Origin of the sequence: Microbacterium sp. NPDC028030 (assembly GCF_040637855.1) — a bacterium.
Taxonomy (GTDB): domain Bacteria; phylum Actinomycetota; class Actinomycetes; order Actinomycetales; family Microbacteriaceae; genus Microbacterium.
The window spans coordinates 362,027-386,954 of record NZ_JBEZXF010000001.1; the positions used below are offsets into that span (position 1 = coordinate 362,027).

Below are 24,928 nucleotides of genomic sequence, written 5' to 3' on the forward strand. Positions count from 1 at the left end.
GAGGCCGGATGGAGCTGTGCATCGATTTCGGGGGCACCGAGATCAAGCTCGCCCTGATCGACGCCGACCGCGTCATCGCCTCTGGCCGTATCGCCGTGCAGGGCAGCCCCGCCGACCTCGCCGCCGCGGCTCTCGAGGCCCGACGACTCCTCGCCGAAGCCGGCCGCACTGCCGACGCCGTGGGCATCGCGGTGCCAGGGGTCGTCGAGCCCCGCACCGGGCGGATGCTCCACGCCAACGCGAAGTACGACTTCCTCCGAGACCTCGACCTGAACGCCTGGTCCCTGACCGAGTTCGGCGTCGCAGCGACGGTCGAGAACGACGCCCGTGCCGCCCTGATCGGCGAGGTGTCATCCGGCAGTGCAGCAGGCGAGCGCGATGCGGTGCTCGTCACCCTCGGCACCGGCATCGGCACCGCGGCCCTGATCGACGGCACACCCCTGCGCGGCCGCACCGGTCACGCGGGGATTCTCGGCGGCCACCTCACGGTCGACCTCGACGGACCCGCGTGCCCGTGCGGCAACATCGGATGCGGAGAGGCCATCGCGAGCACCTGGGCCCTCCCCTCGAGCGTCACCATGACCGAGGTCTTCACCACCGACGCCCACCCCGACATCGAGGAGCGGTACCTGCACGTGTGGGGCGCCGTCGTCACCTCGCTCGTGCACTCCTACGATCCCGCCGTCGTGATCCTCTCGGGCGGCATCCTGCGCGCGGGCGACGCCGTCCGTGCACCCATCGAGGAGTACGTCCGCGCCCACCTGTGGCCCTCGCTCACCCCACCGCGCTTCGTCGTGCCCCCCGAACCAGAGCTCTCCGTCGCCCGCGGACTCAGCGTCCTCGCCCGCACCGCGACCACCCCCACCGCCACACCGCAGGAGGAACAGTGACCACCCCGATCAGCGACATGCACGAAGGGCACACCACCCGAGGTCGCTACGACACCCAGCCGACCGTGGCCCTGCCGGAGGGGGAGCGCATCCTCCGCGGCGCCGAGGGCTGGACCGCGGCCGCCGAGCTCGCCGAGGCCTGCGCCCGCGTGACCGGCACCGCGCCCGTGCTGCTGGTCGACGCCTACCCCGGCGTCGACGTGCCCGCCCTCACCGCCCAGGTGCGCGCGGCCCTGCCGGACTGGACGTTCGTCGACGTGGAGACCGCCGCCCTCCCGGTGGCCGAGGTCGAGCAGCTGATCGCCCCGAACCTCACCGACGACCGCGTGTTCGGCGTCATGAGCCACTTCGCGCTGACCGACTTCTACGACGCCGCGAAGCTCGACGCCGTCGCCGACAGCATCGCCGGAAGCCCCACCGTGGTGGTCGGCTGGGGTGCGGCGCTCCTCTCTTCGCGTCTCGCCGGCCCTGCGGCCACGGTGCTCGTCGACATGGCCCGCTGGGAGATCCAGCTGCGTCAGCGGAACGGGGCCACGAACTGGCGCGCCGACAACCCCGACGAAGACAACCTGCGCAAGTACAAGCGCGGCTTCTTCGTCGAGTGGCGCACCGCCGACCGGCACAAGCGCTCCCTGTTCGACACGGTCGACTTCGTGCTCGACGGCAACGCGATCGCCCCGGCGGAGCAGCACCCCGACTCGCCGGATGCCGGCATGATCACGGGGGCCGCGTTCCGTCAGGCCCTGCAGGACGCCGCGCACCGGCCCTTCCGCGTCGTGCCGTTCTTCGACCCCGGCGTGTGGGGCGGGCAGTGGATGAAGAACCTCATCGGTCTCGACCCCTCGAAGGACAACTACGCGTGGTGCTTCGACTGCGTGCCGGAGGAGAACTCGCTGCTGCTGGAGGGCGAAGGCGGCGTGATCGAGATCCCCGCGCTCGACCTCGTCTTCAGCCGTCCTGTCGACCTGCTCGGCGCGAAGACCTTCTCGCGCTTCGGGGCCGAGTTCCCCATCCGCTTCGACTTCCTCGACACCATGGACGGCGGCAACCTGAGCCTGCAGGTGCACCCGCTGACGGACTACATCCAGAACACCTTCGGCATGCACTACACGCAGGACGAGAGCTACTACATGCTCGACGCCGGCGACGACGCGGTGGTGTACCTCGGCACCAAGGAGGGCATCGACCGCGCGGAGATGCTGCAGGACCTGGCGACGGCCCAGGACGGCGAGCACCCGTTCCCCGCCGAGAAGTACATCAACTCCTTCCCGGCCCGCAAGCACGACCACTTCGCGATCCCCGCCGGCACCGTGCACTGCTCCGGCGCGAACTCCATGGTGCTGGAGATCTCGGCGACGCCGTTCATCTTCACGTTCAAGCTCTGGGACTGGGGCCGCGTCGGCCTCGACGGCATCCCCCGTCCCGTGCACCTCGATCACGGCGCCCGCAACATCCAGTGGGACCGTGACACCGCCTGGGTCGGCGACCAGCTGCTCGACCAGGTCGAGACGATCCGCACCGACGGCGACGTGATCGAGGAGAGCACGGGCCTGCACGAGCTCGAGTTCATCGAGGTGCGCCGGCATTGGTTCGCGCAGGGCTCCGACCACGACACGGAGGGCACCGTCAACGTGCTCAACCTGGTCGAGGGCGACGAGGTGCGGGTGGTCAGCCCGACCGACGCCTTCGCGCCCTTCGTGATCCACTACGCCGAGACGTTCATCGTCCCCGCCGCCGTCGGCGCGTATCGGATCGAACGCACCGAGAACTCGCAGAGCACCCGCTTCGCGACCGTCAAGGCGTACGTGCGCGGATCGCGCGCGAGCGACAACTGAAAACGCAGCACCCGAATCACAGCAATGACGCACCATCGCGAGGATCCCGACCGGGAATCCCTTGCACCGCACTCATCACCTTGGTAGCGTGAAACCAGATTTCTGGTAACGATACCAAACGAACAAGGGAGTTCTGAATGATCAAGCGACGCACGATCGCCGCCGCCGCGGCCGGTCTCCTCCTCGGCACCCTGGCTCTCGCCGGGTGCGCCGGCGACTCCGATTCAGGAGACTCCGGAGAGGTGACCGGCACGCTCGACTTCTACACCGACAAGGCGGCGTGGAAGCCTGACTTCGAGTCGCTCAACGAGGTGAGCGGCGATGCCATCGACATCACGCTCAAGACCACCGGCTATTCGGACGCGAACCAGTACGACGCCTTCATCAAGCAGTCGTTCCGCACCGACAAGTCGCCCGGCCTGTTCACCTGGCACACCGGCGACTCGCTCAAGCAGCTGGTCGACGAGGGCCTGGTCGCCGAGACCACCGACATCTGGAGCAAGGCCGTCGACGAGGGCTGGGTCAGCGAAGACCTGCGCGACAGCTACACCTTCGACGGCAAGCAGTACTGCGTGCCGATGAACATCGCCTACTGGATCATGTTCTACAACAAGGCCGCCTTCGCCGACAACGGCGTCGAGGTGCCCACCACCTGGGACGAGCTGAACACCGCCGCCGAGACGCTGAAGGATGCCGGGGTCACCCCGTACTACCAGACCAGCGTGCTCTTCACCTTCCAGTGGTTCCAGCACCTGGTCGCCTCGACCGACCCCGACCTGTACGAGGGGCTCACCACGGGCGAGGTCAAGTACACCGACCCCGAGATCGTCGACGTCATGAACGTGTGGCTCGAAGAGCAGGAGAACGGCTGGTTCAGCGACGCGGGAAGCACCACCGACCCCGCGGTCGGCCTCAAGCAGGGCGACTACGCCATGATCAACTTCGGCACGTTCTTCGCGGGCAACCTCGAGGGGGCCGGCATGACGACCGATGACTACGGGATGTTCGCGATCCCCGCGGTGAATGACAGCCTCGACACCACGCCGGTGGCCGTCGAATCGGGCCCGATCTGCACGGCCGAGAACTCGAAGCAGCGCGACCTCGGTCTCGCCTACGCCGAATGGTGGATGTCTCCCGACGCGCAGACCGCCTGGAACGACGCGCACGGCGACGTGGCGTTCAACCCGAAGGCCGAGGTCGCAGACCCCGCGCTGGCCGAACTCGGCGAGCAGATCGCCGGCGACGACTACTCGCTGTACGACCGCTTCTTCGAGGCCATGCCGACCGAGATCGTGACCACCGCGATCGAGCAGTTCGGCGCCTTCAACGCCAACCCCGGCGACCCGATGCCGTTCCTGGAGAAGATCCAGGCCACGGCTGACAAGTACTGGGCAGAGCAGGAGTAAGCGGGCGGATGGCGCACCAGAAGACGCCGTACCAGTGGTCCGCCCGGGGCTTCATCGCCCCGGGCGTGATCCTGGTCGCGGTCCTGCTCTACCTCCCCCTGCTGTGGACGGTGTTCCTCAGCTTCACGAAGTACAACGGCCTCGGCAGCCCCGACTGGATCGGGCTCGACAACTACGTCGAGATGTTCACCGACGGCGACTTCGTGGGCTCCGCGATGAACACCGTGCTCTGGGTCATCGGCACCCTGATCATCCCGGTCGGCATCGGCCTGGCGATCGCGCTGCTGACCTGGAACCTCGGCGGCGGCGTCTGGCTGCGCCTTCCGTTCCTCATCCCCTACGCCCTCTCCGGCATCGGCGTCGGCGTGGTGTGGTCGTTCATCCTCTCCTCCGGCGGTGCGCTCGACCAGGCCCTCGCGGCCTTCGGCGTCGCCGATCCGCCACGGTGGCTGCTGGATGCCCCGCTCAACACGATCGTCATGATCATCGCCTCCTCGTGGCAGGGCGTCGGCGTGAACGCCCTGCTGTTCACGATCGGCCTGCAGGCCATCCCGAAGGAGCCGCTCGAGGCCGCCCGCATCGACGGCGCCGGCGGCGTCCGCCTCTTCACGAGCATCCTGTGGCCGATGCTCCGCCCGCTCACCGCGGTGGTCGTCGGACTCTCGATCGTCGCGAGCCTGAAGACCTTCGACATCGTGTGGGGCATGACCAAGGGTGGACCGGGCACCGTCTCGGAGACCCTGGCGCTGACCATGTACAAGGAGACGTTCGTGAACAGCGACTACGGACTCGGCTCGGCGATCGCGGTGTTCCTCACCGTCATCACCCTGGTCGCGTCGGTGCTGTACCTGCGTCAGCAGCTCTCCCCGAAGAAGGAGATGTGATGTCGAAGATCATCCGCACGGCCGTCCTCGTCATCCTCGGGATCGTGTGGCTGCTGCCCGCGTACCTGCTCGTCGTGAACGCGATGAAGGACCCGCTCACCTTCACCTCGAAGGAGTCCTGGATCCCGACCGACTTCCACCTGTTCGAGAACTTCGCGCAGGCGTTCGAGCTCTCCGGGCTCGGCAACAGCATCCTGAGCACCCTCATCTACTCGATCGTGTCGCCCACCATCGCAGTGCTCGTGGGGGCCGCGGCCGGATTCGCGATCGTGGCGCTGCGCCTGAAGCGCGGGTTCCTGTGGTTCGTGGTGATCTTCGGCGGCACGGTGTTCCCGCTGCAGATGGTCCTGTTGCCGCTGTTCGACGCCTACTCGCGCATCGGACTGTTCGACACCCGCGTGGGCATGGTCATCATCTACACCGTGATCTCGATCCCGTTCTCGGCGTTCGTGATGCGCAACTTCTTCACGGGCGTCGCGCACAACGTGTTCGAGGCCGCGGTGCTCGACGGCGCCACGACCTGGCGCATCTTCTCGCGCATGTACCTGCCGATGGCATCGAGCGCCCTGGTCGCGATCTTCATCCTGCAGGCCACGTTCGTGTGGAACGACCTGCTGCTCGGCCTCACGCTCAGCCAGTCCGACGACATCCGCCCGATCATCACCACCCTGTCCGGCATGCAGAGCACCTACGGCGGCGCGCAGATGTCGGTCGTGCTCGCAGCGGCCGTGCTCGTGTCGCTGCCCACCGTGATCCTGTTCCTGTGCACCCAGCGGTTCTTCGCCAAGGGCCTCGCGCTCGGGCAGTACTGACCCGCATCCACCGCCGTCACTCCGCCGCGAAAGGCATCATGCATCCGCTCATCCCCACCGTCGAGGATCTGTCCGCCGATGCGGTCACCCACCACTACGACGACATGATCGCGCCGTCGGGCCTGACGAACATGCTCGGCACCGTGCGGGTCGACCACGACCTCACCGCCGTCAGCGCCGTGCAGTTCCCACCCGTGTCGCAAGGGCTCACCCAGACCGCGGTGCTCTTCGTCGACGGCCGGCTGTTCGCGTCATACGGAGCGCCCGTCACGCACGAATGGCGGCCGGACCGGGTGGTACGGCGGGCCACCGTGGGAGGGCTCGAGATCGAGACGACGACCGTATGCGTGGCGGGGAAGACGGCCGTGGCGATCGACATCGCGGTGCGGAACACCGGCGCGCAGGAGAGGGCGGTGCGGATCGGCCTGTCGGCCGCGGCCCGCGTGACCCGGTCGGCAGAGGCCTGGCTCGACGCGGAGTCGCCGTCCGAGCGCGACACCGTGACGGTCGACGGTGAACGCCTCGTGTTCGCCTCGGCGGACGAGGAGGCCTGGAGCGTGCAGGGACTCGTCGGCGGCGAGGCGGCTCTAAGCGGAGTGGCCGATCTGCCCGACGCGTTCGACACCGGCATCGGGGGCAACGGTCGTGGCGGAGAGCTCTCGACCACCCTCACCGTGCCGGCCGGAGAGACAGCGCACACGGCATACGTGCAGGCGGTCGGCATCTCCCGACGCGACGCCTCGCGCACCTACGACCAGGTCACGGCCGACGTTCCCGGGTCGGTGCGCGCGGCGGAGGAGTTCTGGAACCGCCAGCTGCGGGCCGCCTTCGACCCCGACGACGGCGAGTTCTCGGGTGCGCTGCCGGTGCTCGAGACGGCATCGGCCCCGCTGCGACGCCTGTACTGGTGGGCCGTGCTGGGCGTGGTCTGGTTCCGCCGCGACTTCGCCGGCAACGTGCTCGGGCGGTCGTACGACACCCTGATGCCGAACTACTGGGGCACCACCACGTTCATCTGGGACTACAGCCTCAGCTCCCTCAGCCATGCGCTCCTCGACCCCGCTGAGATGCGGAATCAGGTGCGGCACTGGATCTCGCTCGACATCCACTCGCACTTCGGCACCTCCTCGCTCACCGGCGGACCCGTCGGGCGCTGGTACTCCGTCAACGACTACGCCATGACGCGGCTCGTGCACGACTACGTGCGCTTCACCGGAGACGTCGCCTTCCTCGACGAGATCGTCGGCGATCACACCGTCGCCGCCGCCGTACGGGAGTGGGCGATGGCATGGAAGGACTTACGCCGAGACTCTCCCCTCGCCGACTACGGCGAGATCGACAACCTCCTCGAATGCGTGAGCTCGTACACCCACGAGGTCGCCGGCCTCAACGCCGCGAACGTGTGGAGCATGCGTACGGCCGCCGACCTGGTCGAGCTCCAGGGCGATGAGACAGCATCCGCCGCGTTGCGGGCCGAGGCCGACGCGCTGCTCCCGGCCGTGATCGAGCGCTACCTTCCGGGCACCGGGGTCTTCGCCGCCGGTCAGCCCGACGGCACGCGTCTGCCGGTGCGGCACTGCTACGACTTCAGCGTGGTCGGCACCACGATCGCGGACGACCTGGCGCCGGGCATCCGCGACGAGATGGTCGGCTTCTTCCAGCGCGAGCTGCAGACCGAGAACTGGATGCGCGCGCTCTCGCCGTGGGATCCGGATGCCAGCTACAGCGTGCGCCCCGACCACCAGTGGAACGGCGCCTACCCCGCGTGGCCCGCCGACGCCGGACGCGCTCTCGCCGCCCTCGGCGCACCCGGCGTGCTGACCGACTGGATCGAAGGACTTTCCCGCACGGCGAACCAGGGCCCGATGGGGCAGGCGCACTTCGTGGACGAGGCCGTGCCGGGGTTCGGCGGCGGTGCCCGCAAGGCCCCACCGCAGCTGCCGTACATCATCGACTGGTCGTGCTCGTCGTCCGGCGCCTGGGTCGAACTCGTGATCGAGGCCCTCTTCGGAGTCTCCGTCGCCGCCGACGGCACGGTCCGCGCGGCCGGCTGCGTCGCGGCACTCGATCCGCACGCCGTGCTGCACGGTCTGCGCGTCGGCACCCGCACCTACGACATCGACGCGTCGGGCGGGATCACCGCGACCCCCGGCCGCTGACGCACCCCTGACCGCGAAGGACCGCACGACAACGCACGACCCCAACGAACACGAAGGAGTGATCGACATGAGAAGACGCATGATCGCGGCCGGTCTGGCCGCCGCATCCCTCTGCGCCGGCACACTGTTCGCCGCACCGGCGAGCGCGGCGGTTCCCGCCGGAGGAGGGCACGGCAACGGGCACGGCCCCGGCCAGTGCTCGCTGGTCGACAAGACGCTCACGGCGACCTCGACCGTGGATCAGGGCCTGACCACACAGTTCACCACCTACGGGAACACCGGAGGCGAATGGACCGGCGGCGACAGCACCTACTCCCTGTCGCTCGGCAAGGGGAAGACGGGCTGGTTCTTCTCGGACACGTTCCTCGGCACGGTGAACCCCGACGGCTCGCGCCCCACTGACTCCCCGTTCGTGAACAACTCGGTCGTGGTGGAGAACCGTCGCGGCGAGCTGACCACCATCACCGGCGGCACCCCCGACGACCCGGCAGGCATCATCCCCCCGGAGCCCGACGGCAAGTGGTACTGGATCGGCGACCCCACACCCGGACGACACGGCACGGTGCAGGTTCCGCTGCTGCAGTTCGCCCGCACCGGCACCGGGCAGTGGGACTTCGCCTGGACCGCGAACCGGCTCGCGACGCTCGACGGCGAGACGCTGCAGCTGGAGGGCATCGTCGACCTCCCCTCGGCGACCGGCATCAACTGGGGCTCCTGGACGCTCGAGGAGCGCGGCACCACGTACATCTACGGCATCGCCGATCCGGGTGGCGTCCGTTCGGCCTATGTCGCCAGGGTGCAGGGCACGGACGGACTCAAGGGCACCTGGACGTACTGGAACGGCACGGGGTGGTCGGCCGCCGAGACCGACGCCGTGCCCGTCGTGCCGTATGTCGCGAACGAGTTCAGCGTCGCGCCCTTCCGTGACGGCTACCTGCTGGTGACGCAGGACACGTCCGAGCTGTTCAGCACCCGGATCGTCGCACGCACCTCCTGCTCGCCGACGGGACCGTTCACCGACCCGGTCGAGCTGTACCGCACGCCCGAGACCGGGGCACTGGGCAGCTACGGAGACCCCGATGTGTTCACGTACAACGCGCACGAGCACCCGAACCTGCGTCAGGGCAACCGCCTCGTCGTCTCCTACAACGTCAACACCTTCGACAACGTCGGCGACGTGTACGACGACGCCTCGATCTACCGTCCGCGGTTCATCGACGTGCAGCTGAAGGTCACCGGATGACGGACGACCGTGCGGCGCTCCGGGGGCTGCTCGCCTCCGGAGCGCCGCTCACCTGGGTGTTCACGGGCGACTCGATCACCCACGGTCTCATCCACACCCGCGGCGCCCGCAACTACGTCGACCATCTGCACGAGTTGATCCGGGGCGATGCCGGACGCGTGCAGGATGCCGTGATCAACACGGCGATCACGGGATGGCGGGCGGACCTGATCCTCGGCGACTTCGACCGCCGCGTCGCACACTGGCGGCCCGCCGTCGTGACGCTCATGATCGGCACGAACGACTGCACCACGCAGTGGCTCGACCCCGTGATCGAGGTGTCGGACTTCGCCGCGTCCGTCGCGGAGTTCGTACGGCGGGTGAGGGAGGTCGGCGCCGTGCCCGTGCTGCAGACACCGCCGACCGTCGATCTGCTGCATGCCCCTGATCGTGCACGGATCGGCGAGTTCGCACAGGTGATCCGTGATGTGGCCGCGCGCGAGGGCGTGCTGCTCGTGGACCAGCACGCCGCGTTCGCGGAGTTCTCCGCGGGGACCGGTCCCGGCAACGAGGGCACTCCCTGGGGGCTGCTCGACGACGCGTTCCACCCGAGCGTCGCGGGGCATGCCCTGCTCGCGCTCGGGCTCGCCGAGGTGCTCGGCTTCGACGCCCCCGGCTCCGCCGTTCGCACGGACCTCGCGGCGCGCGTGGCCCTGGCCCGGCATCCGCAGTGGCCGCCCGAGTGAGTCCCGCCGAGGACGGTTCGGGGGACGGCTCCGGGGACGGTTCCGGGGACGGTTCCGGTGGGGGACGGACGCACGACGCCGGGACGGGTGCACGAACAATCGCACGGTTTCGTCGTGCATCCGTGTCCCCGTCGCGCATCCGTCCTCGGCAGCCGGGACGCCGGGGACCACGCCGCGGCACCGGCTCGGGGGACGGATGCACGACACCGGGACGGGTGCACGAGCAATGGCACGGTTTCGTCGTGCATCCGTGTCCCCGTCGCGCATCCGTCCCCGGCAGCCCGGACGGGGTCAGGGCTGCACGTCGAGGACCCAGGTCACGCCGAAGCGGTCGGTGAGCATGCCGAAGCCGGCCGACCATGCCGAAGCCGCGAGAGGCTCGATGACCGTCGCCCCCTCGGAGAGGCCCTCCCAGTGGCCCCGGAGCTCATCGAGGGAGTCCGACCGCAGGGACTGGAAGAACGTGCGGTCGGTGATCGTCGCGCCGTTCTGGCGAGTGGTCGTCCCCGAGGTCGCCGCGGGGTCGGGGTCGTCCTGCCCCGGGATGTCGTAGGCCATCAGGCGGATGCCGCCCGGAGCCTCCAGCTGCCCGAAGACGAGCTTGTCGAAGCCGGGCGTACCCTCCGGCAGGCCGAACTGGCCGTAGGTGGCGGCGGTGATCGTGCCGCCGAACACCGACCGGTAGAAGTCGAGGGCGTCGCGAGCCGTGCCGCGGAAGTTGAGGTGCGTGGTCGTGGTGAGGGTCATGATCGTCTCCTTGTGCTGCGGTCCGCCGTTCGGGCCGTCGTGAGACAACGATCTCGACAGTAGAGGTCGGTTTCTGTCCTCTTCTTCCGGCACACTGAAGAACATGACCGGAAGCTCCTCACGGATGCTCGCGCTGCTGTCGCTGTTGCAGACGCCGCGGGACTGGCCAGGACGCGTGCTGGCCGAGCGGCTCGAGGTCACCCCGCGCACCGTGCGCCGCGACGTCGATCGGCTGCGCGAGCTGGGGTATCGGATCGGCGCGACTAAGGGGCCGGACGGTGGATACCGCCTCGCCGCCGGGTCGGAGCTGCCTCCGCTGCTGTTCGACGACGACCAGGCCGTCGCGATCGCCGTCGCGTTGCAGACCGTCTCATCGAGCGGAGTCGACATCGAGGAGGGCGCGGCACGGGCACTCGCCACGGTGCGGCAGGTCATGCCCTCGCGGCTGCGGCATCGCGTCGACGGCATCCGCTTCACCGGCGCGTCCGCGGATGTCCGCGTCGATCCCTCGACCCTCGAGGCGGCGAGCGCCGCCGCCCGCGACCGGCAGGTGCTGCGCTTCGAGTACGGGGACGACCACGATCGTCCCGCCCGGCGCACCGAACCGCACGCCGTGGTCGCCCGCGAGGGGCGGTGGTACCTCCTCGCGTGGGATCTCGAGTCGGACGAGTGGCGCACGTTCCGCCTGGATCGGATGCGACCGCGCATCCCGACCGGGCCCTCGTTCACCCCACGTCCGCTGCCGGCGGCGGACGCCGCGACGTATCTGGCGGCGCGGGCGAAGGGCTCGACCACCGACGATCGCTGGCCCTGCGTCGGCACAGTCGTGATCGCCCTTCCCGCCCGCGAGGTCGCACCCTGGGTCGAGGACGGGGCGCTCGAAGAACTCCCCGACGGCTCGTGCCGTGTGACGGTCGGCTCCTGGTCGTGGGTCGGCGCGCTCGCCGCGGTCGCGCGCTTCGATGCGCCGTTCACGGTCGTGAGGCCGGAGGAGTTGCGCGAGGCCGCAGGAGTGTTGACGACGCGGTTTGCGGCGGCGGGCGCGGCGGACTCTTCCTCCTGATCCAGGATTTCTTGCGACGTTTCCCCAAATCTCGGAACGACGCTCCCTATCCGGCGCTCGCACGCCTCGTCGTTCGCTTGGATGGCCAGATGGGATCTGAAGTCGACCAGAAGTACTTCGATCGGCTCCGCACCAGAATCCGCACGCGGAGATCTAGTACTTCTAGTACTCAGCACGTAGAGTCGAAGGATGGGGACAGTGACGAAGACGGAACTCAATCAGCAGACGGCGCGGGTGCTGGCGCGCGTCACCGCGGGCGAGCACCTGACGGTGACGGACCGTGGTCGTCCGATCGCGGAACTGACACCGCCGGCTGAGACGACATGGACACGAATGATCGCCAGCGGGCGCGTGACGCTCCCCACCAAGAGCGGCCCTCTCACCCTTGCCCCGGTTCTCGACACGATGTCGACCGCGGAAGTCCTCGACGACCTCCGCGCGGACCGCGTGTGATCTACCTCGACACTTCAGCGGCGGCGAAGGCACTCGTCCAAGAAGCAGAGACCTCGGCGATCGTCGATGCTTTCGGCGCCGGAGCAGAGTTCGTGGCCTCTCGCCTGCTTGCCGTCGAGCTGCACGCCGTGGCGGATCGACGTTCCCTCGATCACCGGAACGCGGACGACCTGCTCGATCGAGTCGCGCTCGTCTCCCTCGACGACGGCACGATGGCTCGAGCCGTCCACCTCCGCAGCGGCCTGCGCACCCTCGATGCCCTGCATCTGGCAACCGCGCTCGAACTGAGCGATGTGGTCACATCCGTCCTCACGTATGACGACGAACTCGCTGCAGCGGCGCGCGCCCATGGCCTGGCCCTCACAGACCTCACGTGATGCCTGCACCACGGGCTTGCGGGAGAAGCGCCCGCGGGAGAGGCGCACCGACCGCGCCGGTAGACTGAAGCTGCCCCGCCGGCCCCTTCCTTTGGAGTGCGCGTGACCACCGCCCCTGCACCTTCCCCCCAGCACGTCCCCGACTCCGTCGAGAACGCGATCGCGACGCCCGAGAAGGAGCAGCCCTACGGCGCCCTCGGACTCAAGCCCGACGAGTACGAGCGCATCAAGGAGATCCTGGGACGCCGCCCGACCTCGGGCGAACTCGCCATGTACTCCGTCATGTGGTCGGAGCACTGCTCCTACAAGTCGTCGAAGAACTACCTGCGCCGCTTCGGCCAGAAGGTCTCCGACGAGATGAAGGAACGTCTCATGGTGGGCATGGGGCAGAACGCGGGCGTCGTCGACATCGGCGAGGGCTGGGCCGTCACCTTCAAGGCCGAATCGCACAATCACCCCTCGTTCATCGAGCCCTTCCAGGGCGCGGCCACCGGTGTCGGCGGGATCGTCCGCGACATCATCTCGATGGGCGCCCGCCCCGTCGCGGTCATGGACGCCCTCCGCTTCGGCGCGGTCGACCACCCCGACACCGCCCGCGTCGTGCACGGCGTGACCAGCGGCATCAGCTTCTACGGCAACTGCCTCGGCCTGCCGAACATCGGCGGCGAGACCGTCTTCGACGCGGTGTACCAGGCCAACCCCCTCGTGAACGCGCTCGCCGCCGGCGTGCTCCGTCACGAAGACATCAAGCTCGCCAACGCGACCGGCGTCGGCAACAAGGTCGTGCTCTTCGGCGCCCGCACCGGTGGCGACGGCATCGGCGGCGCCAGCATCCTCGCGTCCGACTCGTTCGACTCCACGGGCCCGACCAAGCGCCCGGCCGTGCAGGTGGGCGACCCGTTCGCCGAGAAGGTGCTCATCGAGTGCTGCCTCGAGCTGTACCGCGGCGAGCTCGTCGAGGCGATCCAGGACCTGGGCGCCGCCGGCATCTCGTGCGCGACGAGCGAGCTCGCAGCCAACGGCAACAGCGGCATGAAGGTCTCTCTCGACAACGTGCTGCTGCGCGACCCGTCGCTCACGGCCGAGGAGATCCTCATGTCGGAGTCGCAGGAGCGCATGATGGCGATCGTCGCCCCCGAGAAGCTCGACGCGTTCATGGCCGTCGTCGACAAGTGGGAGGTGGAGACCTCCGTGCTCGGCGAGGTCACCGGCGACGGCCGCCTCGTCATCGACTGGCAGGGGCAGCGGATCGTCGATGTCGACCCCTCGACGGTCGCGGTCGACGGCCCCGTCTACGACCGCCCGGTCGCGTACCCGACGTGGATCGACGCCCTGCAGGCGGATGCCGCCGAGAACCTCCCCCGCTCCTCCGACCCTGAGGTGCTGCGCGAGCAGTTCCTGTCGCTCGTCGCCTCGCCGAACCTTGCCGACACGAGCTGGATCACCAACCAGTACGACTACTACGTGCTCGGCAACACCGCCCTGAGCTTCCCCGACGACGCCGGCATGATCCGCGTCGACGAGGAGTCCGGCCTCGGCTTCTCCATCGCGACCGACGCCAACGGCCGCTACTGCCAGCTCGACCCGTACGCGGGAGCACAGCTCGCCCTCGCCGAGGCTTACCGCAACGTCGCCGTCACGGGTGCGACCCCGACCGCGATCACCGACTGCCTGAACTTCGGCTCTCCCGAGAACCCCGAGGTCATGTGGCAGTTCGGCCAGACGGTCGACGGCCTCGCGGACGGGTGCTACGAACTGGGCACCCCGGTGACGGGTGGCAACGTCTCGTTCTACAACCAGACCGGCGATGTGCCGATCCACCCGACCCCGCTCGTCGGCGTGCTCGGCATCATCGACGACGTCTCGCGGCGCATCCCCTCCGGGTGGCAGGACGAGGGCCAGAACATCTACCTGCTCGGCTCCACCGCGACCGAGCTCTCGGGCTCGGCCTGGGCCGACGTGGTGCACCAGCACCTCGGCGGACGCCCGCCGAAGGTCGACCTCGCCGGGGAGAAGCGCCTCGCCGGCCTGCTCGCGGCTGCGCGCGACGAATGGCTCATCTCCTCGGCGCACGACCTGTCGGAGGGCGGGCTCGCCCAGGCTCTGGCCGAGGGCGTCATGCGCTTCGGCGTCGGCGCCCGCGTCTGGTTGAACGAGATCATCGAGCGCGACGGTGTGGACGCCGCGACCGCTCTGTTCTCGGAGTCGACCGGCCGCGTGCTCGTGACCGTGCCGCGTGAGGACGACGTCAAGTTCCGCGGCCTCTGCGAGGGACGCGGCTACCCGGTCGCCCGCATCGGCGTCACCGACAGCGAGCCGCAGCTCGAGGTGCAGGACGTCTTCACCGTGACGGCGGCTGAGCTGCGCGAACGCTCGCAGGCCACGCTCCCCTCGTACTTCGGCCCGACCGTGACCGAGCCGGTGGCCTGATGAGCGGCGACGGCCTCAGCGAGGACTACGGCGATCTCGGCGAGAAGCGCAATCGGCGCATCCGCATCATCGCGTGGACCGTCATCGTCGCGCTCATCCTCGGCGGCGGCGGCGCGACCGTGCTGACGCTGCTCCTCGGCTGAGCCCCCGTACGCGCCAGCGCGGGCCGCGAGGGGGCGCAATTCGCCGCATCCGCGCCTCCGCACGCGGCGCGTCCTGACCCCTCACGCGAGGAACGAGTGCGAGAGCGAGCGGACACGGCGTACCCTCGGGTGGGAACGGAGGCACCGTGACCATCCAGCCTGTGGACGTCGCCCGCGATGAAGACATCGAGGGGTACCTGATCGGCTCGCCCGTGAGCATCATGCGCGAGTTCATCACGACGCCGGGGAGGGGTCCGCGTCTGCACCGCCATCCGTACGCGGAGACGTTCGTGATCCGCCGCGGCAGGGCACTGTTCACAGTCGGCGAGGAGCAGGTGGTCGGCGCGGGTGGCCAGATCCTCGTGATGCCCGCTCTCGTCTCGCACCGCTTCGAGGTGCTCGACGGCGGGACGTACGAAGCCGTGCACATCCATGCGAACGACCGCTTCGTCACGGAATGGCTGGAGTAGCCGCGGCCGGGTCCCGCGATGTGGTCAGCGGGTGAAGAGGTACCGGACCAGCTCGATGACCGCTCCGGAGTCCCGCGCCTCGCGGCCCAGCGACTCCACGATGATCGCTCCGAGGATGGCTCTGCCGATCTGCGCCACCGGAGCGTCGACAGCGAGCTGACCGTCTCGGATGCCGCCGCGCAAGCGCTCGGAGAGGTACTGCTCGACCCCCAGGCTCTCGCCGAGATGCTGCCCGACGCCGACATCGTCGGCGGCCGCCGCGACCAGCGAGCGCAGCAGCGCATCACCCTGGGGCGCATCCAGGATCGAGAGCACGGAGCGCAGCCACGCCTCGACATCGGCGAGCAGGTCGCCCGTATCCGGCACGACGAAGTCCACCGGGATCAGGCGTCCGTCCACCAGGCAGTCGGCGATCAGCGCACCGCGCGTCGGCCACCAGCGGTAGATCGTCTGCTTGCCGACGCCGGCTTCCTTCGCGATGCCTTCGATCGTGAGCCGGTCGTACCCCTGCGCGTGGAAGAGCCGGGACGTCGCATCGAGGATCGCCTCGCGCGCCGCCGTGCTGCGCACAGGCCCGCTCCGATGCTCGTTCACCATGCGTTCAGGATAGCCACAGATCGCTAGACGAGACGTACCGTATGCTCTATTTAGTCTGAAGGAGACCACTGTGGCATCACTGCTCTACCGTCTGGGTTCGTTCGCTGCGCGCAAGGCATGGACGGTGATCGTGTCATGGGTTCTGATCCTCGGCCTCGGCGTCGGCGCCTTCCTCACCCTCGGCGGCACGCTGAGCAACAGCTTCGACATCCCCGGCACCGCCTCGGGCGAGGTGACCGACGCTCTCGCCGACAAGCTGCCGGACACCGCCGGCGGCACCGGCACGGTCGTGTATCGCACGGACGACGGCGAGCCCTTCACGGATGCGCAGAAGGAGGAGATCTCCGATCTCGCCGCGAGCGCGGAGGATCTCGACGGGGTCGCCGGTGTGGTCGATCCGTTCGACGCCCAGCAGCAGCAGGCGGATCAGGCGCAGGAGCTCGCCGACGGCCAGACCCAGATCGCCGACGGGCGCACCCAGCTGGATGCCGCGCAGGCACAGATCGATGCCGGCAGGGCACAGCTCGAGGCGGGACTCACGCAGCTCACCGAGGCCCGCACCCAGGCGGAGCAGGCCGGCGCCGGACCCGAACAGCTCGCCGAGCTCGACGCACAGCTGGCGGCGCTGAACGCCCAGTCCGCCGAGCTCGAGGCGCAGAACGCGAAGCTCGACCAGTCCCGCATCACCCTCGACGAGAACGCCGACCAGGTGGCGCTGGGTTCGACGCTCCTCGAGCTGGCCGACGGCATCGGCGTGGTCTCGGAAGACGGATCCACCGCGATCGTCAACATCTCGTTCGTCGACCCGCGCCTCGAACTCTCGGAAGAGGTCAAGCAGGACGCGATCGACCACTTCGCCTCCGCTCCGATCGACGGCGTCGAGGTCGACTTCGGCACCGACATCGCGCAGGGCGTTCCCGAGATCTTCGGCGTCGGCGAAGCGGTCGGACTCGCGTTCGCTGCCATCGTCCTCATCGTGATGCTCGGCTCCCTGATCGCCGCCGCCCTCCCGATCGTGACCGCGATCGTCGGGGTCGGCGTCGGCGTCACGGCATCCCTCGCCTTCTCTGGCGTGGTCGACATGGCCTCGGTGACCCCGGTGCTCGGCGTCATGCTCGGCCTCGCGGTCGGCATCGATTACTCCCTGTTCATCGTGAACCGGCACCGCAAGCAGCTGCTCGCCGGGGTCCCTGTGCGCGAATCCATCGGCCTCGCCACCGGCACCTCCGGCACGGCCGTTGTGTTCGCCGGCACGACCGTGATCGTCGCGCTGCTCGCACTCAACGTGACCGGAGTGCCCTTCCTCGGGCTCATGGGCACGGTCGGCGCCGTGTGCGTCGCGGTGGCCGTGCTCGTCGCGATCACCCTCGCCCCGGCCATCCTCGGCCTCGTCGGCACCCGGCTGCTCAGCCGCCGTGCGCGCGCGACGATCGGTCAGGAGCACGCCGCCGGAAAGCCGGTGAAGCGGATGTCTACCCTGCGCGCGGTCGTCACCGCGGTCGTGAGCGTCGTCGCACTGCTGATCATCGCGATCCCCGCGATGTCGATGCGCCTCGGGCTGCCCGACGGCTCGAGCGAGCCGAGCGACTCCACCAGCTACCGCGCGTTCCAGACCGTCGACGAGCAGTTCGGCGAGGGCGCGAACGGTCCGCTGCTGGTGACGGCGACCCTCGACGACGCGGTGAGCGACGACGATCTGCTGTCGACGCAGGTCACGATCGCGCAGGCCATCGCCGACCAGGACGACGTCGTGGCGGTCGCGCCGATCGCGGCGTCCGACGACAACACGCTCCTCGCGTTCCAGGTGGTCCCGGAGGAAGGCCCCAACAGCGCCTCCACCGAGAGACTCGTGCAGGACCTGCGCTCGATGCCCGACATCGCCGACGGGATCACGCTCGGGGTCGCGGGCCAGGCGGCGATCAACATCGACATCTCCGAAGCGCTGGCCGGGGTGCTGCCGCTGTACCTCGTGGTGGTGGTCGGACTCTCGCTGCTGATCATGATCGTCGTGTTCCGCTCCCTGCTCGTGCCGATCATCGCGACCGGCGGGTTCGTGCTCTCGCTGTTCGCGACGTACGGGCTCATCGTGGCCGTGTTCCAGTTCGGCTGGGGTGCCGAGATCATCGGGCTGCACAGCACGGGGCCGATCCTGAGCTTCCTGCCCGTGATCCTCGTCGGCATCCTGTTCGGGCTCGCGATGGACTACCAGCTGTTCCTCGCCTCCGGCATGCGCGAGGCGTTCGTGCACGGCGCGTCAGCGCGGGATGCCGTGGCACAGGGCTTCCGCGCCGGGCGCTCGGTCGTCATCGCCGCGGCGCTCATCATGGTGTCGGTGTTCGGCGGGTTCATCTTCTCGGAGTCGACCATCATCCGGTCGATCGGCTTCGGCCTCGCGTTCGGTGTGCTGCTCGACGCCTTCGTGGTGCGGATGCTGCTGATGCCCGCGCTCATGCACCTGCTCGGGCGCTCGGCCTGGTGGCTGCCGCGCTGGCTCGACCGCATCCTGCCGAACGTCGACATGGAGGGCGCCGCCCTCGAGCGCGACCACCCCGGCATGAAGGCCGTGGCCGTGCCGACCACGACCGGCTCGGTCCCGACCGCCCGCGGCTGAGGTCGCAGCGGCGCAGATCCGCAGCCGGGTCGCAAGGTTCCTGCAACCCGGCGCGAATCTGCGACCGGGGCCGAGTGTCCCCCGGCCGTGCATAGAGTGGGGCGCATGAGTCCGGACCTGCGCGCACTGCTGGAGCAGCGGCGCGCGCAGGCCGAGGAACGTGTGCGCACAACGGCCGCGACCCTCGGCCAGCTCATGCACGACCGCGAGGGCTCGAACGACGACGACGAGCACGATCCCGAAGGCGTCACCCTCTCGTCGGAGTGGTCGCGCCTGACCGGGCTTGCCGATGCTGCCACCGACGAACTTCGGCAGGTCGACGAGGCACTGGCACGGATGGATGCCGGCACATACGGCATCTGTGCGAACTGCGGCCGTCCGATCCCCGTCGGCCGCTTGGAGGTGCGACCGTTCGCGGAGTACTGCGTCGCATGCGCGGAGAAGCTCGGACGGTGACCCCTGACGTGAGCGGCGATCGCGAGTAGCATCCCCCCATGCCCATCGCACTCGAGAACGTCGGAATCGCCGTCCGCGACCTGGAAGCCACCATCGCCTTCTTCACCGACCTGGGCCTCACGGTGCTCGGCCGCGACGAGGTGAGCGGGGAATGGGCGTCGACGGCGGTCGGACTCGACGGCAACCACGCGAAGATCGCGGTGCTGCAGACGCCCGACGGACGCGGCCAGATCGAGCTGTTCGAATACATCCATCCGGACGCGATCGAGACGGAGCCGACTCTGCCGAACGAGATCGGGATGCACCGCATCGCCTTCTCGGTCGACGACATCGATGAGTCCCTCGCGATCGCCGCCCGGCACGGCTACCACCCGCTGCGCGGCGTCGCGAACTACCAGGACGTGTACAAGCTCACCTACCTGCGCGGCCCGAGCGGCATCCTCGTGATGTTCGCCCAGGACCTCACGAAGAACTGAGCTGGCAGGACGCCTCACAGATCGCCGTACACGTCCCGGCGGTGCGCGACCCGGAAGACGGTCACCAGCACGACGTCGTCGACGACCTCGTACAACACGCGATGATCGCCGATCCGGATGCGCCAGGCGTTGTCGAACCCGGTCAGCTTAGGGACTCCGTTCGGACGCGGCTCCTCCTCCAGCGCGGTGATGCCTGCGATGATGCGGCGCCTGACCTGCGGGTCGAGCTTGCGGATCTCTTTCGCGGCCGGTGCGGTGAACTCGACGCGATACGACGTCACGAGAGTTCGGAGCGAAGATCGTCGAGCGAGACCCGCTCGCCGTCATCCGCGGCCTTCGCCGCACGGAACTCCGCCGCATCGCGAGCCGCTTCCAGCTCCTCCAGCAGTTCGAGATCGTCGACGCTGATCACGACCGCAGTGAGCTTGCCATGGCGCGTCACCCCGACGCGCTCCGCCCCATACGCGACTCCGCCCAGCACGTCGGAGAGACTGTCGCGAAGATCCTTGGAGGGGATGCTGCGGGTGAGGGTGGTCATGCCTACATTGTAGCCATAAGTTGCATTAGAGGCATTATGTACATAAAGCCCTCTGTCGTAGCGGGGCAGCCCCGAAGAGGACTGCCCCGCTACGGGAGGGACCTAAGGCAGCGCCGGGCCCCCGGGTCCTGCACCGGGCACCGGGTAGTACACGGGAGGGGTGTCATCCCACGCCGATGGCAGCATCAGCAGGTCGTCGTAGTGGTGCATGGCGATGCCGCCGAACGAGGCGTCGTCCTGGAACGCGGTGTAGGTCTTGTCGAGTTCGCCCTCCAGGTAGGTGCGCCCCTCCTCCCAGAAGGTCACCGTCTCAGGGTCGCCCGTTCCGGAGAGATCTTTGGTCTCGATGCCGACCACGACCGAGTTCGGCTTGCCGATCTGGTTCGCGTAGTCGATCTCGTGCTGTGCCTGCGCGATGATGCCGGCGCTACCATCAGCCGTGTCGCGGTAGTCCATGATCGCGATGTAGTCGGTCATGTCCTGGATGTGGTCGCTGAGCGGCTTGGTCTGCCCATTCCACGTGATCGAGGTGCAGCAGGCAGAGGAGTCCAGCCACCGCGGGATCGCCGGGCCGACCAGCGTCGGCAGCCCGGAGGCGTCGCGGCGTTCGATCAGGGTGTCGAGGATCTCCAGCCAGCGGTTGGGGAGGCCGCCGCTGTCCGGCAGCTTCCAGTCGCTGAGGATGTAGGGCTCGATGTCGACGTTGATGCCGTCGAAGCGCGCAGACGCCGGCACGCTCAGGTTGTAGTCGAGGACCTTCTCGAACTCGTCGACGGCGAAGTGCTCGAACTGCTCCAACGCCCCGAGATAGGGCGGGCGGGTGCCACCGGCGACGGTCGCCTGCACGTGGTAGCCGCGGGCGCGCCCATTCCACGAACGCGGCGACCTCGGCACGCGAGTCGCGCAGCATGTCGGTCGTGCCGTACCTGTCGACCCCGAGGTAGATCGTGCGGATCGGGTCGGATCCGAACGTCGCGGTGTCGTCCATGACCGCGCCGAGGCGGTCACGTGCGTCCGTGTCGAACACGGCCTCGTACGAGGCACGCTCCCAGATCCACATCGCGCGATCCTGGTCGTAGACGACGGGCGTCTCGGCGGTGGCCCCGCCGAGCGCGACGTAGGTGGTCGGCGCCTCGGCGCTCAGGCCCTTGACGTCGGTCGCGCGTGCCTCGATGCTCGCGAACTCGGCCCCGGAGACGGGGAAAGATGCCGCGTACGCGCCCCCGCCCTGGGCGACGGCAGCCTGCCAGGCACCGCCGTTCACCCGGACCTCCACGGCCGACAGGGCTCGGTGCGCGTCCACATCGACCACCACATCCAGCGACGATCCTGCATAGGCGCCTTCGGCGGGGGAGACGATCGTGACCACCGGGCGCGCCGCAGCGGGGCGGTGCACGTCCACGGCGAGGAACTCCGACCAGGTCGTGTAGAGCGTGGTGAGGTCGCGTCCCCGGACGGCGAGGTCGAGGCGGCCGTCGATGTCCGAGACGTCGAGGTCGACGCTCCACGTCCCCGCGGTTCCGGTCACGGGAATGGGCACCAGTTCCTGCGCCCCGACGACGAGCACGAGCTCGGAGGCGTTCGCGAACGTCCCCTCGACCGTGAGCGTCGCGCCGCTCACGGTGTCGCCGTCGCTCGGCGAGGTGATCGTGAGGTCGGTCGTGACGGTCTGCGCGGAGGCGGCACCGCCGGCGGCGACCATCCCTCCCGCGACAAGGGTGGCGGCGACCAGCGCCGACAGCCAGCGTGTGCGTCTCATCGGTGTCTCCTTCCGCTCCGCCGGGCGCGGAGTCGTCGTGTCTGCCACGGTGACGGGTACCGCGCCCGACGGTCAACGCGAGGACACGAAGAGGGAAGGACTGGAGGAAGGAATCGGACGCTCGCGAGTCCGGGACGCCAGTTCTCGCAGCCCACCCCTCTTGTCTGTGCGGCTCAGAATGAATACGGTTGCACGAACGAGCATCGAGCCGAGGGGGGCGTGATGGGGGCATTCCCGAACACGCAGCCGCTCTTTGTGAGCCTCGCGCAGCAACTCCGCGAGCGGATCGATTCCGGGGAGTGGAAAGGCGGCGAGCGGCTGCCCACCGAGGCCGCCCTGGCGGCGACGTATGCGGTCGGGATCAACACCGTGCGGCGAGCGGTCGGACGCCTCGTCAACGAGGGGGTCGTGGTGCGTCGCCAGGGCTCCGGAACGTATGTGTCGGTGCAGGCATCCCGGCGCGCGAGCCCTCTGATCGGCGTGATCGTCCCGTCGCGCACCTACTACTTCCCCACCGTCATCGAGGGGATCACGGAGGTGGCCAGGACGGCGGGGGCGACCCTGCGCATCGCCTCGAGCGAGTACGACGACGCCCTCGAGATCCGGTGCATCCGGGAGCTCCTCGTCGCCGGGTGCGCCGGCCTCCTGATCACGCCCACCCTGCACCTGGCCGACCCCACGGCGCGCCTCGACCTGCTGCGCTCCCTGCCGGTGCCGGTGGTGCTCATGGAGCGGATGCCGGCGGATTCCCCGCCGGATGACGGGCTCTCGGCGGTATGCACCGATGTCGTCGCCGGCGGGTACGCGGCCGTGCGGCACCTGGCACGACGGGGCCGGCGACGCCTCGGATTCCTCGGGCGCCGTGACACCGCGACGGCCGACGCCGCACTGCGTGGCTACCGTCGCGCGATCGACGACCTGACCCTCGTCGACCTCCCTGGCGCGGTGGTGCGTCGGGACTCGTGGGACGATGCGGCACTCGCGGACTACGCGCACCGGGCGCACTCCGCGGGGCTCGACGGCGTCGTCTGCCTCGGCGACCGCGAGGCGACGGCGCTCCTGCCTCACCTTCGAAGAGCGGGGCTCTCCCTTCCCGACGATCTCGCCCTGGTCGCCTTCGACGACGAGGAGGCCGCGGATGCGCCACTCCCGCTCACGGCCGTGTCACCGCCGAAGCGCGAGATCGGACGCCTCGCGGCGAGCACGCTGCTGCGGATGATGGGGCGCGGGGGCGACCGTGCGCCGGTACGGATGCTGCTGCAGCCCGTCGTGCGGGAGCGGGCGTCGAGCGCCCCCGTCCCGACCCGAGCGCTGCAACCGCTTGCATGATGGTCGTCCGCATCATAGGTTGAATGCAGGCCCTCCCCCGGGTCGACGATCGAGCCGAGGAGCCCCGTGCACGACAGTCCCCACCGCACCGCCCCTCGCGCGCCCGTCCGCATCGTGCACCTCGGACTCGGCGCCTTCCACCGCGCCCACCAGGCCTGGTACACCGCACACGCGGACGCCCGTCGGGAGTGGGGCATCGCCGCGTTCACCGGGCGCTCACCCGAAGCGGCCCAGACCCTCGAGCGGCAGGACGACGTCTACACGCTGCTCACCCGCGGCCCGGACGGCGATCGGCTCGAGACCGTCGAGAGCATCGTCGCCGCGCACGACGGCGGCGACACGGAAGCGCTGCGCGACTACCTCGCCCGCCCGGAGGTCGCAGTCGTGACGCTCACGATCACCGAGAAGGGCTACCGCCGCCGGACGGACGGCCGTCTCGACATCGCCGACCCCGACGTCACCGCCGACATCTGCGCACTGGCGGGGGCCCTCGCCGATCACCACGACGACGTGCCGGGAGCCATCGAGAACGGCATCCTGCGGTCCCTGCCCGCTCGGCTGCTCTGGGCGCTCGACGCCCGACGGCGCGCCCTCCCAGACAGCACGATCACCCTGATCCCGTGCGACAACCTCGACGACAACGGTGCAGCGCTGCGGACAGCCCTCGGTGATCTCGCCTCGGTGACCTCCCCGCTACTGGGCGCCTGGATCGACGCGCACGTCGACATCGTCAGCACCTCGGTCGACCGCATCACGCCCCGCACCGCCGCCGCCGACGTCGATGCCATCGCGGCGCGCACCGGCGTCCACGATGAGGCGCTTGTGGTCACCGAGCCCTTCCACAGCTGGATCCTGAGCGGACGCATCCGCGCCGACCGCCCACGCTGGGAGGATGCCGGGGCCTTGTTCGTGTCGGACATCGAGCCCTTCGAACAGCGCAAGCTCTGGATGCTCAACGGCGCGCACTCGCTCCTCGCCTACGACGGCGCCCTGCGCGGACACGAGACCGTGGCCGAGGCCATCGCCGACACCGAATGCGCCGCACTGGTGCACGACCTGTGGGATCTGGCCCAGCGGCGCCTGGAGCCGTCCGCGCACCGGGCCGGCGTCGACCTCGGCCTCGCCGACTACCGCGAGGCCCTGCTCACCCGCTTCGCGAACCCGCGCATCGCGCACCACCTGCGCCAGATCGCCGCGGACGGCAGTCTGAAGCTGCGAGCCCGCATCGTCGACCCGGTCCGCCGCGCGCGCGCCGAGGGCGAGACGGGCGCGGCGGGCATCGCCGCGATCGCCGCCTGGACGCAGTTCGTCGTCGCCGAGGTCGTCGCCGGATGCCCGCTCGACGACGCGGCCGCGACCGACCTGGCGACGCGGGCATCCGCCGACGACCCGCACCACGCGCTGCTCGACCTGCTGGCCCCCGACCTCGCCGACGACCCCGAGGTGCGCCGGATGCTCGCCGACCGCGTCGACTGATCCTGCCGCACACGAGAGCGCCGGCCCCGCAGGACCGGCGCTCTTCCCC

The 24,928-nt window shown here is 69.4% G+C and carries 25 protein-coding genes; 19 read left to right on the forward strand and 6 right to left on the reverse strand.

Annotation, left to right across the window (positions count from 1 at the left end; all coding sequences use genetic code 11):
* The first annotated feature begins 8 nt into the window (after nt 1-8).
* From AB0E56_RS01705 to AB0E56_RS01740, 8 genes are all read left to right on the forward strand, one after another.
* Entirely contained in the window at nt 9-890 is an 882-nt protein-coding gene (locus AB0E56_RS01705; RefSeq protein WP_359796346.1) for an ROK family protein, read from the forward strand.
* Complete coding sequence (locus AB0E56_RS01710; protein WP_359796347.1) at nt 887-2,725, forward strand: class I mannose-6-phosphate isomerase; 1,839 nt, start codon at nt 887-889, stop codon at nt 2,723-2,725. Before AB0E56_RS01705 ends, AB0E56_RS01710 begins: the two co-directional genes overlap by 4 nt.
* A 137-nt stretch (nt 2,726-2,862) precedes the next feature.
* Nucleotides 2,863-4,131, forward strand: a complete 1,269-nt coding sequence (locus AB0E56_RS01715) for an extracellular solute-binding protein (RefSeq protein WP_359796348.1) — start codon at nt 2,863-2,865, stop codon at nt 4,129-4,131.
* 8 nt (nt 4,132-4,139) lie between these two features.
* Nucleotides 4,140-5,015 carry a sugar ABC transporter permease gene (locus tag AB0E56_RS01720; protein ID WP_359796349.1) on the forward strand — a complete coding sequence of 292 codons (876 nt, stop codon included), beginning with the start codon at nt 4,140-4,142 and terminating at the stop codon, nt 5,013-5,015.
* A complete protein-coding gene (locus AB0E56_RS01725) occupies nt 5,015-5,827 on the forward strand; it encodes a carbohydrate ABC transporter permease (protein ID WP_359796350.1) in 813 nt (270 codons plus the stop codon). The genes AB0E56_RS01720 and AB0E56_RS01725 overlap by 1 nt, the downstream gene beginning before the upstream one ends.
* A gap of 38 nt (nt 5,828-5,865) precedes the next feature.
* Complete coding sequence (locus AB0E56_RS01730; RefSeq protein ID WP_359796351.1) at nt 5,866-7,986, forward strand: hypothetical protein; 2,121 nt, start codon at nt 5,866-5,868, stop codon at nt 7,984-7,986.
* A 67-nt stretch (nt 7,987-8,053) separates the two neighbouring features.
* Nucleotides 8,054-9,229, forward strand: coding sequence for a DUF4185 domain-containing protein (locus AB0E56_RS01735; protein ID WP_359796352.1), 1,176 nt, complete (start codon nt 8,054-8,056; stop codon nt 9,227-9,229).
* Nucleotides 9,226-9,954 carry an SGNH/GDSL hydrolase family protein gene (locus AB0E56_RS01740; protein ID WP_359796353.1) on the forward strand — a complete coding sequence of 243 codons (729 nt, stop codon included), beginning with the start codon at nt 9,226-9,228 and terminating at the stop codon, nt 9,952-9,954. The genes AB0E56_RS01735 and AB0E56_RS01740 overlap by 4 nt, the downstream gene beginning before the upstream one ends.
* A 291-nt stretch (nt 9,955-10,245) precedes the next feature.
* On the opposite strand, the gene AB0E56_RS01745 is transcribed toward AB0E56_RS01740, so the two are convergent.
* Complete coding sequence (locus AB0E56_RS01745) at nt 10,246-10,701, reverse strand: VOC family protein (protein ID WP_359796354.1); 456 nt, start codon at nt 10,699-10,701, stop codon at nt 10,246-10,248.
* A gap of 103 nt (nt 10,702-10,804) precedes the next feature.
* Between AB0E56_RS01745 and AB0E56_RS01750 the strand changes: the two genes are divergently transcribed.
* The 6 genes from AB0E56_RS01750 (at nt 10,805) to AB0E56_RS01775 (ending at nt 15,637) form a co-directional block, all read left to right on the forward strand.
* Nucleotides 10,805-11,764 (forward strand): WYL domain-containing protein, encoded by a 960-nt coding sequence (locus AB0E56_RS01750; protein ID WP_359796355.1) that lies wholly within the window; start codon nt 10,805-10,807, stop codon nt 11,762-11,764.
* A gap of 189 nt (nt 11,765-11,953) precedes the next feature.
* Complete coding sequence (locus AB0E56_RS01755) at nt 11,954-12,217, forward strand: type II toxin-antitoxin system prevent-host-death family antitoxin (protein WP_359796356.1); 264 nt, start codon at nt 11,954-11,956, stop codon at nt 12,215-12,217.
* The gene (locus tag AB0E56_RS01760) at nt 12,214-12,594 is read left to right on the forward strand and encodes a type II toxin-antitoxin system VapC family toxin (protein ID WP_359796357.1); all 381 of its coding nucleotides are present in this window, start codon (nt 12,214-12,216) and stop codon (nt 12,592-12,594) included. Before AB0E56_RS01755 ends, AB0E56_RS01760 begins: the two co-directional genes overlap by 4 nt.
* A 102-nt stretch (nt 12,595-12,696) precedes the next feature.
* Nucleotides 12,697-15,024, forward strand: a complete 2,328-nt coding sequence (purL, locus tag AB0E56_RS01765) for a phosphoribosylformylglycinamidine synthase subunit PurL (protein ID WP_359796358.1) — start codon at nt 12,697-12,699, stop codon at nt 15,022-15,024.
* Nucleotides 15,024-15,167: a hypothetical protein gene (locus AB0E56_RS01770; RefSeq protein WP_017202962.1), complete on the forward strand. Its 144-nt coding sequence runs from the start codon at nt 15,024-15,026 to the stop codon at nt 15,165-15,167. Before purL ends, AB0E56_RS01770 begins: the two co-directional genes overlap by 1 nt.
* A gap of 146 nt (nt 15,168-15,313) precedes the next feature.
* The gene (locus AB0E56_RS01775; RefSeq protein ID WP_359796359.1) at nt 15,314-15,637 is read left to right on the forward strand and encodes a cupin domain-containing protein; all 324 of its coding nucleotides are present in this window, start codon (nt 15,314-15,316) and stop codon (nt 15,635-15,637) included.
* A gap of 24 nt (nt 15,638-15,661) precedes the next feature.
* Here AB0E56_RS01775 and AB0E56_RS01780 read toward each other — a convergent pair whose 3' ends face one another.
* Nucleotides 15,662-16,234, reverse strand: a complete 573-nt coding sequence (locus AB0E56_RS01780; protein ID WP_359796360.1) for a TetR/AcrR family transcriptional regulator — start codon at nt 16,232-16,234, stop codon at nt 15,662-15,664.
* A gap of 70 nt (nt 16,235-16,304) precedes the next feature.
* On the opposite strand from AB0E56_RS01780, the gene AB0E56_RS01785 reads away from it, so the two are divergent.
* From AB0E56_RS01785 to AB0E56_RS01795, 3 genes are all read left to right on the forward strand, one after another.
* Nucleotides 16,305-18,845, forward strand: coding sequence for an MMPL family transporter (locus AB0E56_RS01785; RefSeq protein ID WP_359796361.1), 2,541 nt, complete (start codon nt 16,305-16,307; stop codon nt 18,843-18,845).
* 105 nt (nt 18,846-18,950) lie between these two features.
* Nucleotides 18,951-19,301 carry a TraR/DksA C4-type zinc finger protein gene (locus AB0E56_RS01790; RefSeq protein WP_359796362.1) on the forward strand — a complete coding sequence of 117 codons (351 nt, stop codon included), beginning with the start codon at nt 18,951-18,953 and terminating at the stop codon, nt 19,299-19,301.
* Between the two features lie 38 nt (nt 19,302-19,339).
* Nucleotides 19,340-19,777 carry a VOC family protein gene (locus AB0E56_RS01795; protein WP_359796363.1) on the forward strand — a complete coding sequence of 146 codons (438 nt, stop codon included), beginning with the start codon at nt 19,340-19,342 and terminating at the stop codon, nt 19,775-19,777.
* 14 nt (nt 19,778-19,791) lie between these two features.
* Here the strand turns inward: AB0E56_RS01795 and AB0E56_RS01800 are convergent, their stop codons facing one another.
* From AB0E56_RS01800 to AB0E56_RS01815, 4 genes are all read right to left on the reverse strand, one after another.
* A complete protein-coding gene (locus tag AB0E56_RS01800; protein WP_359796364.1) occupies nt 19,792-20,058 on the reverse strand; it encodes a type II toxin-antitoxin system RelE/ParE family toxin in 267 nt (88 codons plus the stop codon).
* Complete coding sequence (locus AB0E56_RS01805) at nt 20,055-20,315, reverse strand: type II toxin-antitoxin system prevent-host-death family antitoxin (protein ID WP_359796365.1); 261 nt, start codon at nt 20,313-20,315, stop codon at nt 20,055-20,057. Before AB0E56_RS01805 ends, AB0E56_RS01800 begins: the two co-directional genes overlap by 4 nt.
* A 102-nt stretch (nt 20,316-20,417) precedes the next feature.
* On the reverse strand, nt 20,418-20,792 hold the full coding sequence (locus AB0E56_RS01810; protein WP_359796366.1) for a hypothetical protein: 375 nt from the start codon (nt 20,790-20,792) through the stop codon (nt 20,418-20,420).
* The gene (locus tag AB0E56_RS01815; protein WP_359796367.1) at nt 20,749-22,074 is read right to left on the reverse strand and encodes a hypothetical protein; all 1,326 of its coding nucleotides are present in this window, start codon (nt 22,072-22,074) and stop codon (nt 20,749-20,751) included. Before AB0E56_RS01815 ends, AB0E56_RS01810 begins: the two co-directional genes overlap by 44 nt.
* A 222-nt stretch (nt 22,075-22,296) precedes the next feature.
* Between AB0E56_RS01815 and AB0E56_RS01820 the strand changes: the two genes are divergently transcribed.
* Both AB0E56_RS01820 and AB0E56_RS01825 read left to right on the forward strand, forming a co-directional pair.
* On the forward strand, nt 22,297-23,403 hold the full coding sequence (locus tag AB0E56_RS01820; protein ID WP_359796368.1) for a substrate-binding domain-containing protein: 1,107 nt from the start codon (nt 22,297-22,299) through the stop codon (nt 23,401-23,403).
* Nucleotides 23,404-23,469: 66 nt separating this feature from the next.
* Complete coding sequence (locus AB0E56_RS01825; protein WP_359796369.1) at nt 23,470-24,879, forward strand: mannitol dehydrogenase family protein; 1,410 nt, start codon at nt 23,470-23,472, stop codon at nt 24,877-24,879.
* Nucleotides 24,880-24,928: the final 49 nt, after the last annotated feature.

Excerpts from the sequence above, each read along its gene's own strand:
- AB0E56_RS01705 (WP_359796346.1), top strand. The coding sequence starts at position 9 with ATGGAGCTGTGCATCGATTTCGGGGGCACCGAGATCAAGCTCGCCCTG.
- AB0E56_RS01715 (WP_359796348.1), top strand. The coding sequence starts at position 2,863 with ATGATCAAGCGACGCACGATCGCCGCCGCCGCGGCCGGTCTCCTCCTC.
- AB0E56_RS01720 (WP_359796349.1), top strand. The coding sequence starts at position 4,140 with ATGGCGCACCAGAAGACGCCGTACCAGTGGTCCGCCCGGGGCTTCATC.
- AB0E56_RS01725 (WP_359796350.1), top strand. The coding sequence starts at position 5,015 with ATGTCGAAGATCATCCGCACGGCCGTCCTCGTCATCCTCGGGATCGTG.
- AB0E56_RS01730 (WP_359796351.1), top strand. The coding sequence starts at position 5,866 with ATGCATCCGCTCATCCCCACCGTCGAGGATCTGTCCGCCGATGCGGTC.
- AB0E56_RS01735 (WP_359796352.1), top strand. The coding sequence starts at position 8,054 with ATGAGAAGACGCATGATCGCGGCCGGTCTGGCCGCCGCATCCCTCTGC.
- AB0E56_RS01740 (WP_359796353.1), top strand. The coding sequence starts at position 9,226 with ATGACGGACGACCGTGCGGCGCTCCGGGGGCTGCTCGCCTCCGGAGCG.
- AB0E56_RS01745 (WP_359796354.1), bottom strand. The coding sequence starts at position 10,701 with ATGACCCTCACCACGACCACGCACCTCAACTTCCGCGGCACGGCTCGC.
- AB0E56_RS01750 (WP_359796355.1), top strand. The coding sequence starts at position 10,805 with ATGACCGGAAGCTCCTCACGGATGCTCGCGCTGCTGTCGCTGTTGCAG.
- AB0E56_RS01755 (WP_359796356.1), top strand. The coding sequence starts at position 11,954 with ATGGGGACAGTGACGAAGACGGAACTCAATCAGCAGACGGCGCGGGTG.
- AB0E56_RS01770 (WP_017202962.1), top strand. The coding sequence starts at position 15,024 with ATGAGCGGCGACGGCCTCAGCGAGGACTACGGCGATCTCGGCGAGAAG.
- AB0E56_RS01780 (WP_359796360.1), bottom strand. The coding sequence starts at position 16,234 with ATGGTGAACGAGCATCGGAGCGGGCCTGTGCGCAGCACGGCGGCGCGC.
- AB0E56_RS01790 (WP_359796362.1), top strand. The coding sequence starts at position 18,951 with ATGAGTCCGGACCTGCGCGCACTGCTGGAGCAGCGGCGCGCGCAGGCC.
- AB0E56_RS01795 (WP_359796363.1), top strand. The coding sequence starts at position 19,340 with ATGCCCATCGCACTCGAGAACGTCGGAATCGCCGTCCGCGACCTGGAA.
- AB0E56_RS01805 (WP_359796365.1), bottom strand. The coding sequence starts at position 20,315 with ATGACCACCCTCACCCGCAGCATCCCCTCCAAGGATCTTCGCGACAGT.
- AB0E56_RS01810 (WP_359796366.1), bottom strand. The coding sequence starts at position 20,792 with ATGACCGACTACATCGCGATCATGGACTACCGCGACACGGCTGATGGT.
- AB0E56_RS01815 (WP_359796367.1), bottom strand. The coding sequence starts at position 22,074 with ATGAGACGCACACGCTGGCTGTCGGCGCTGGTCGCCGCCACCCTTGTC.
- AB0E56_RS01820 (WP_359796368.1), top strand. The coding sequence starts at position 22,297 with ATGGGGGCATTCCCGAACACGCAGCCGCTCTTTGTGAGCCTCGCGCAG.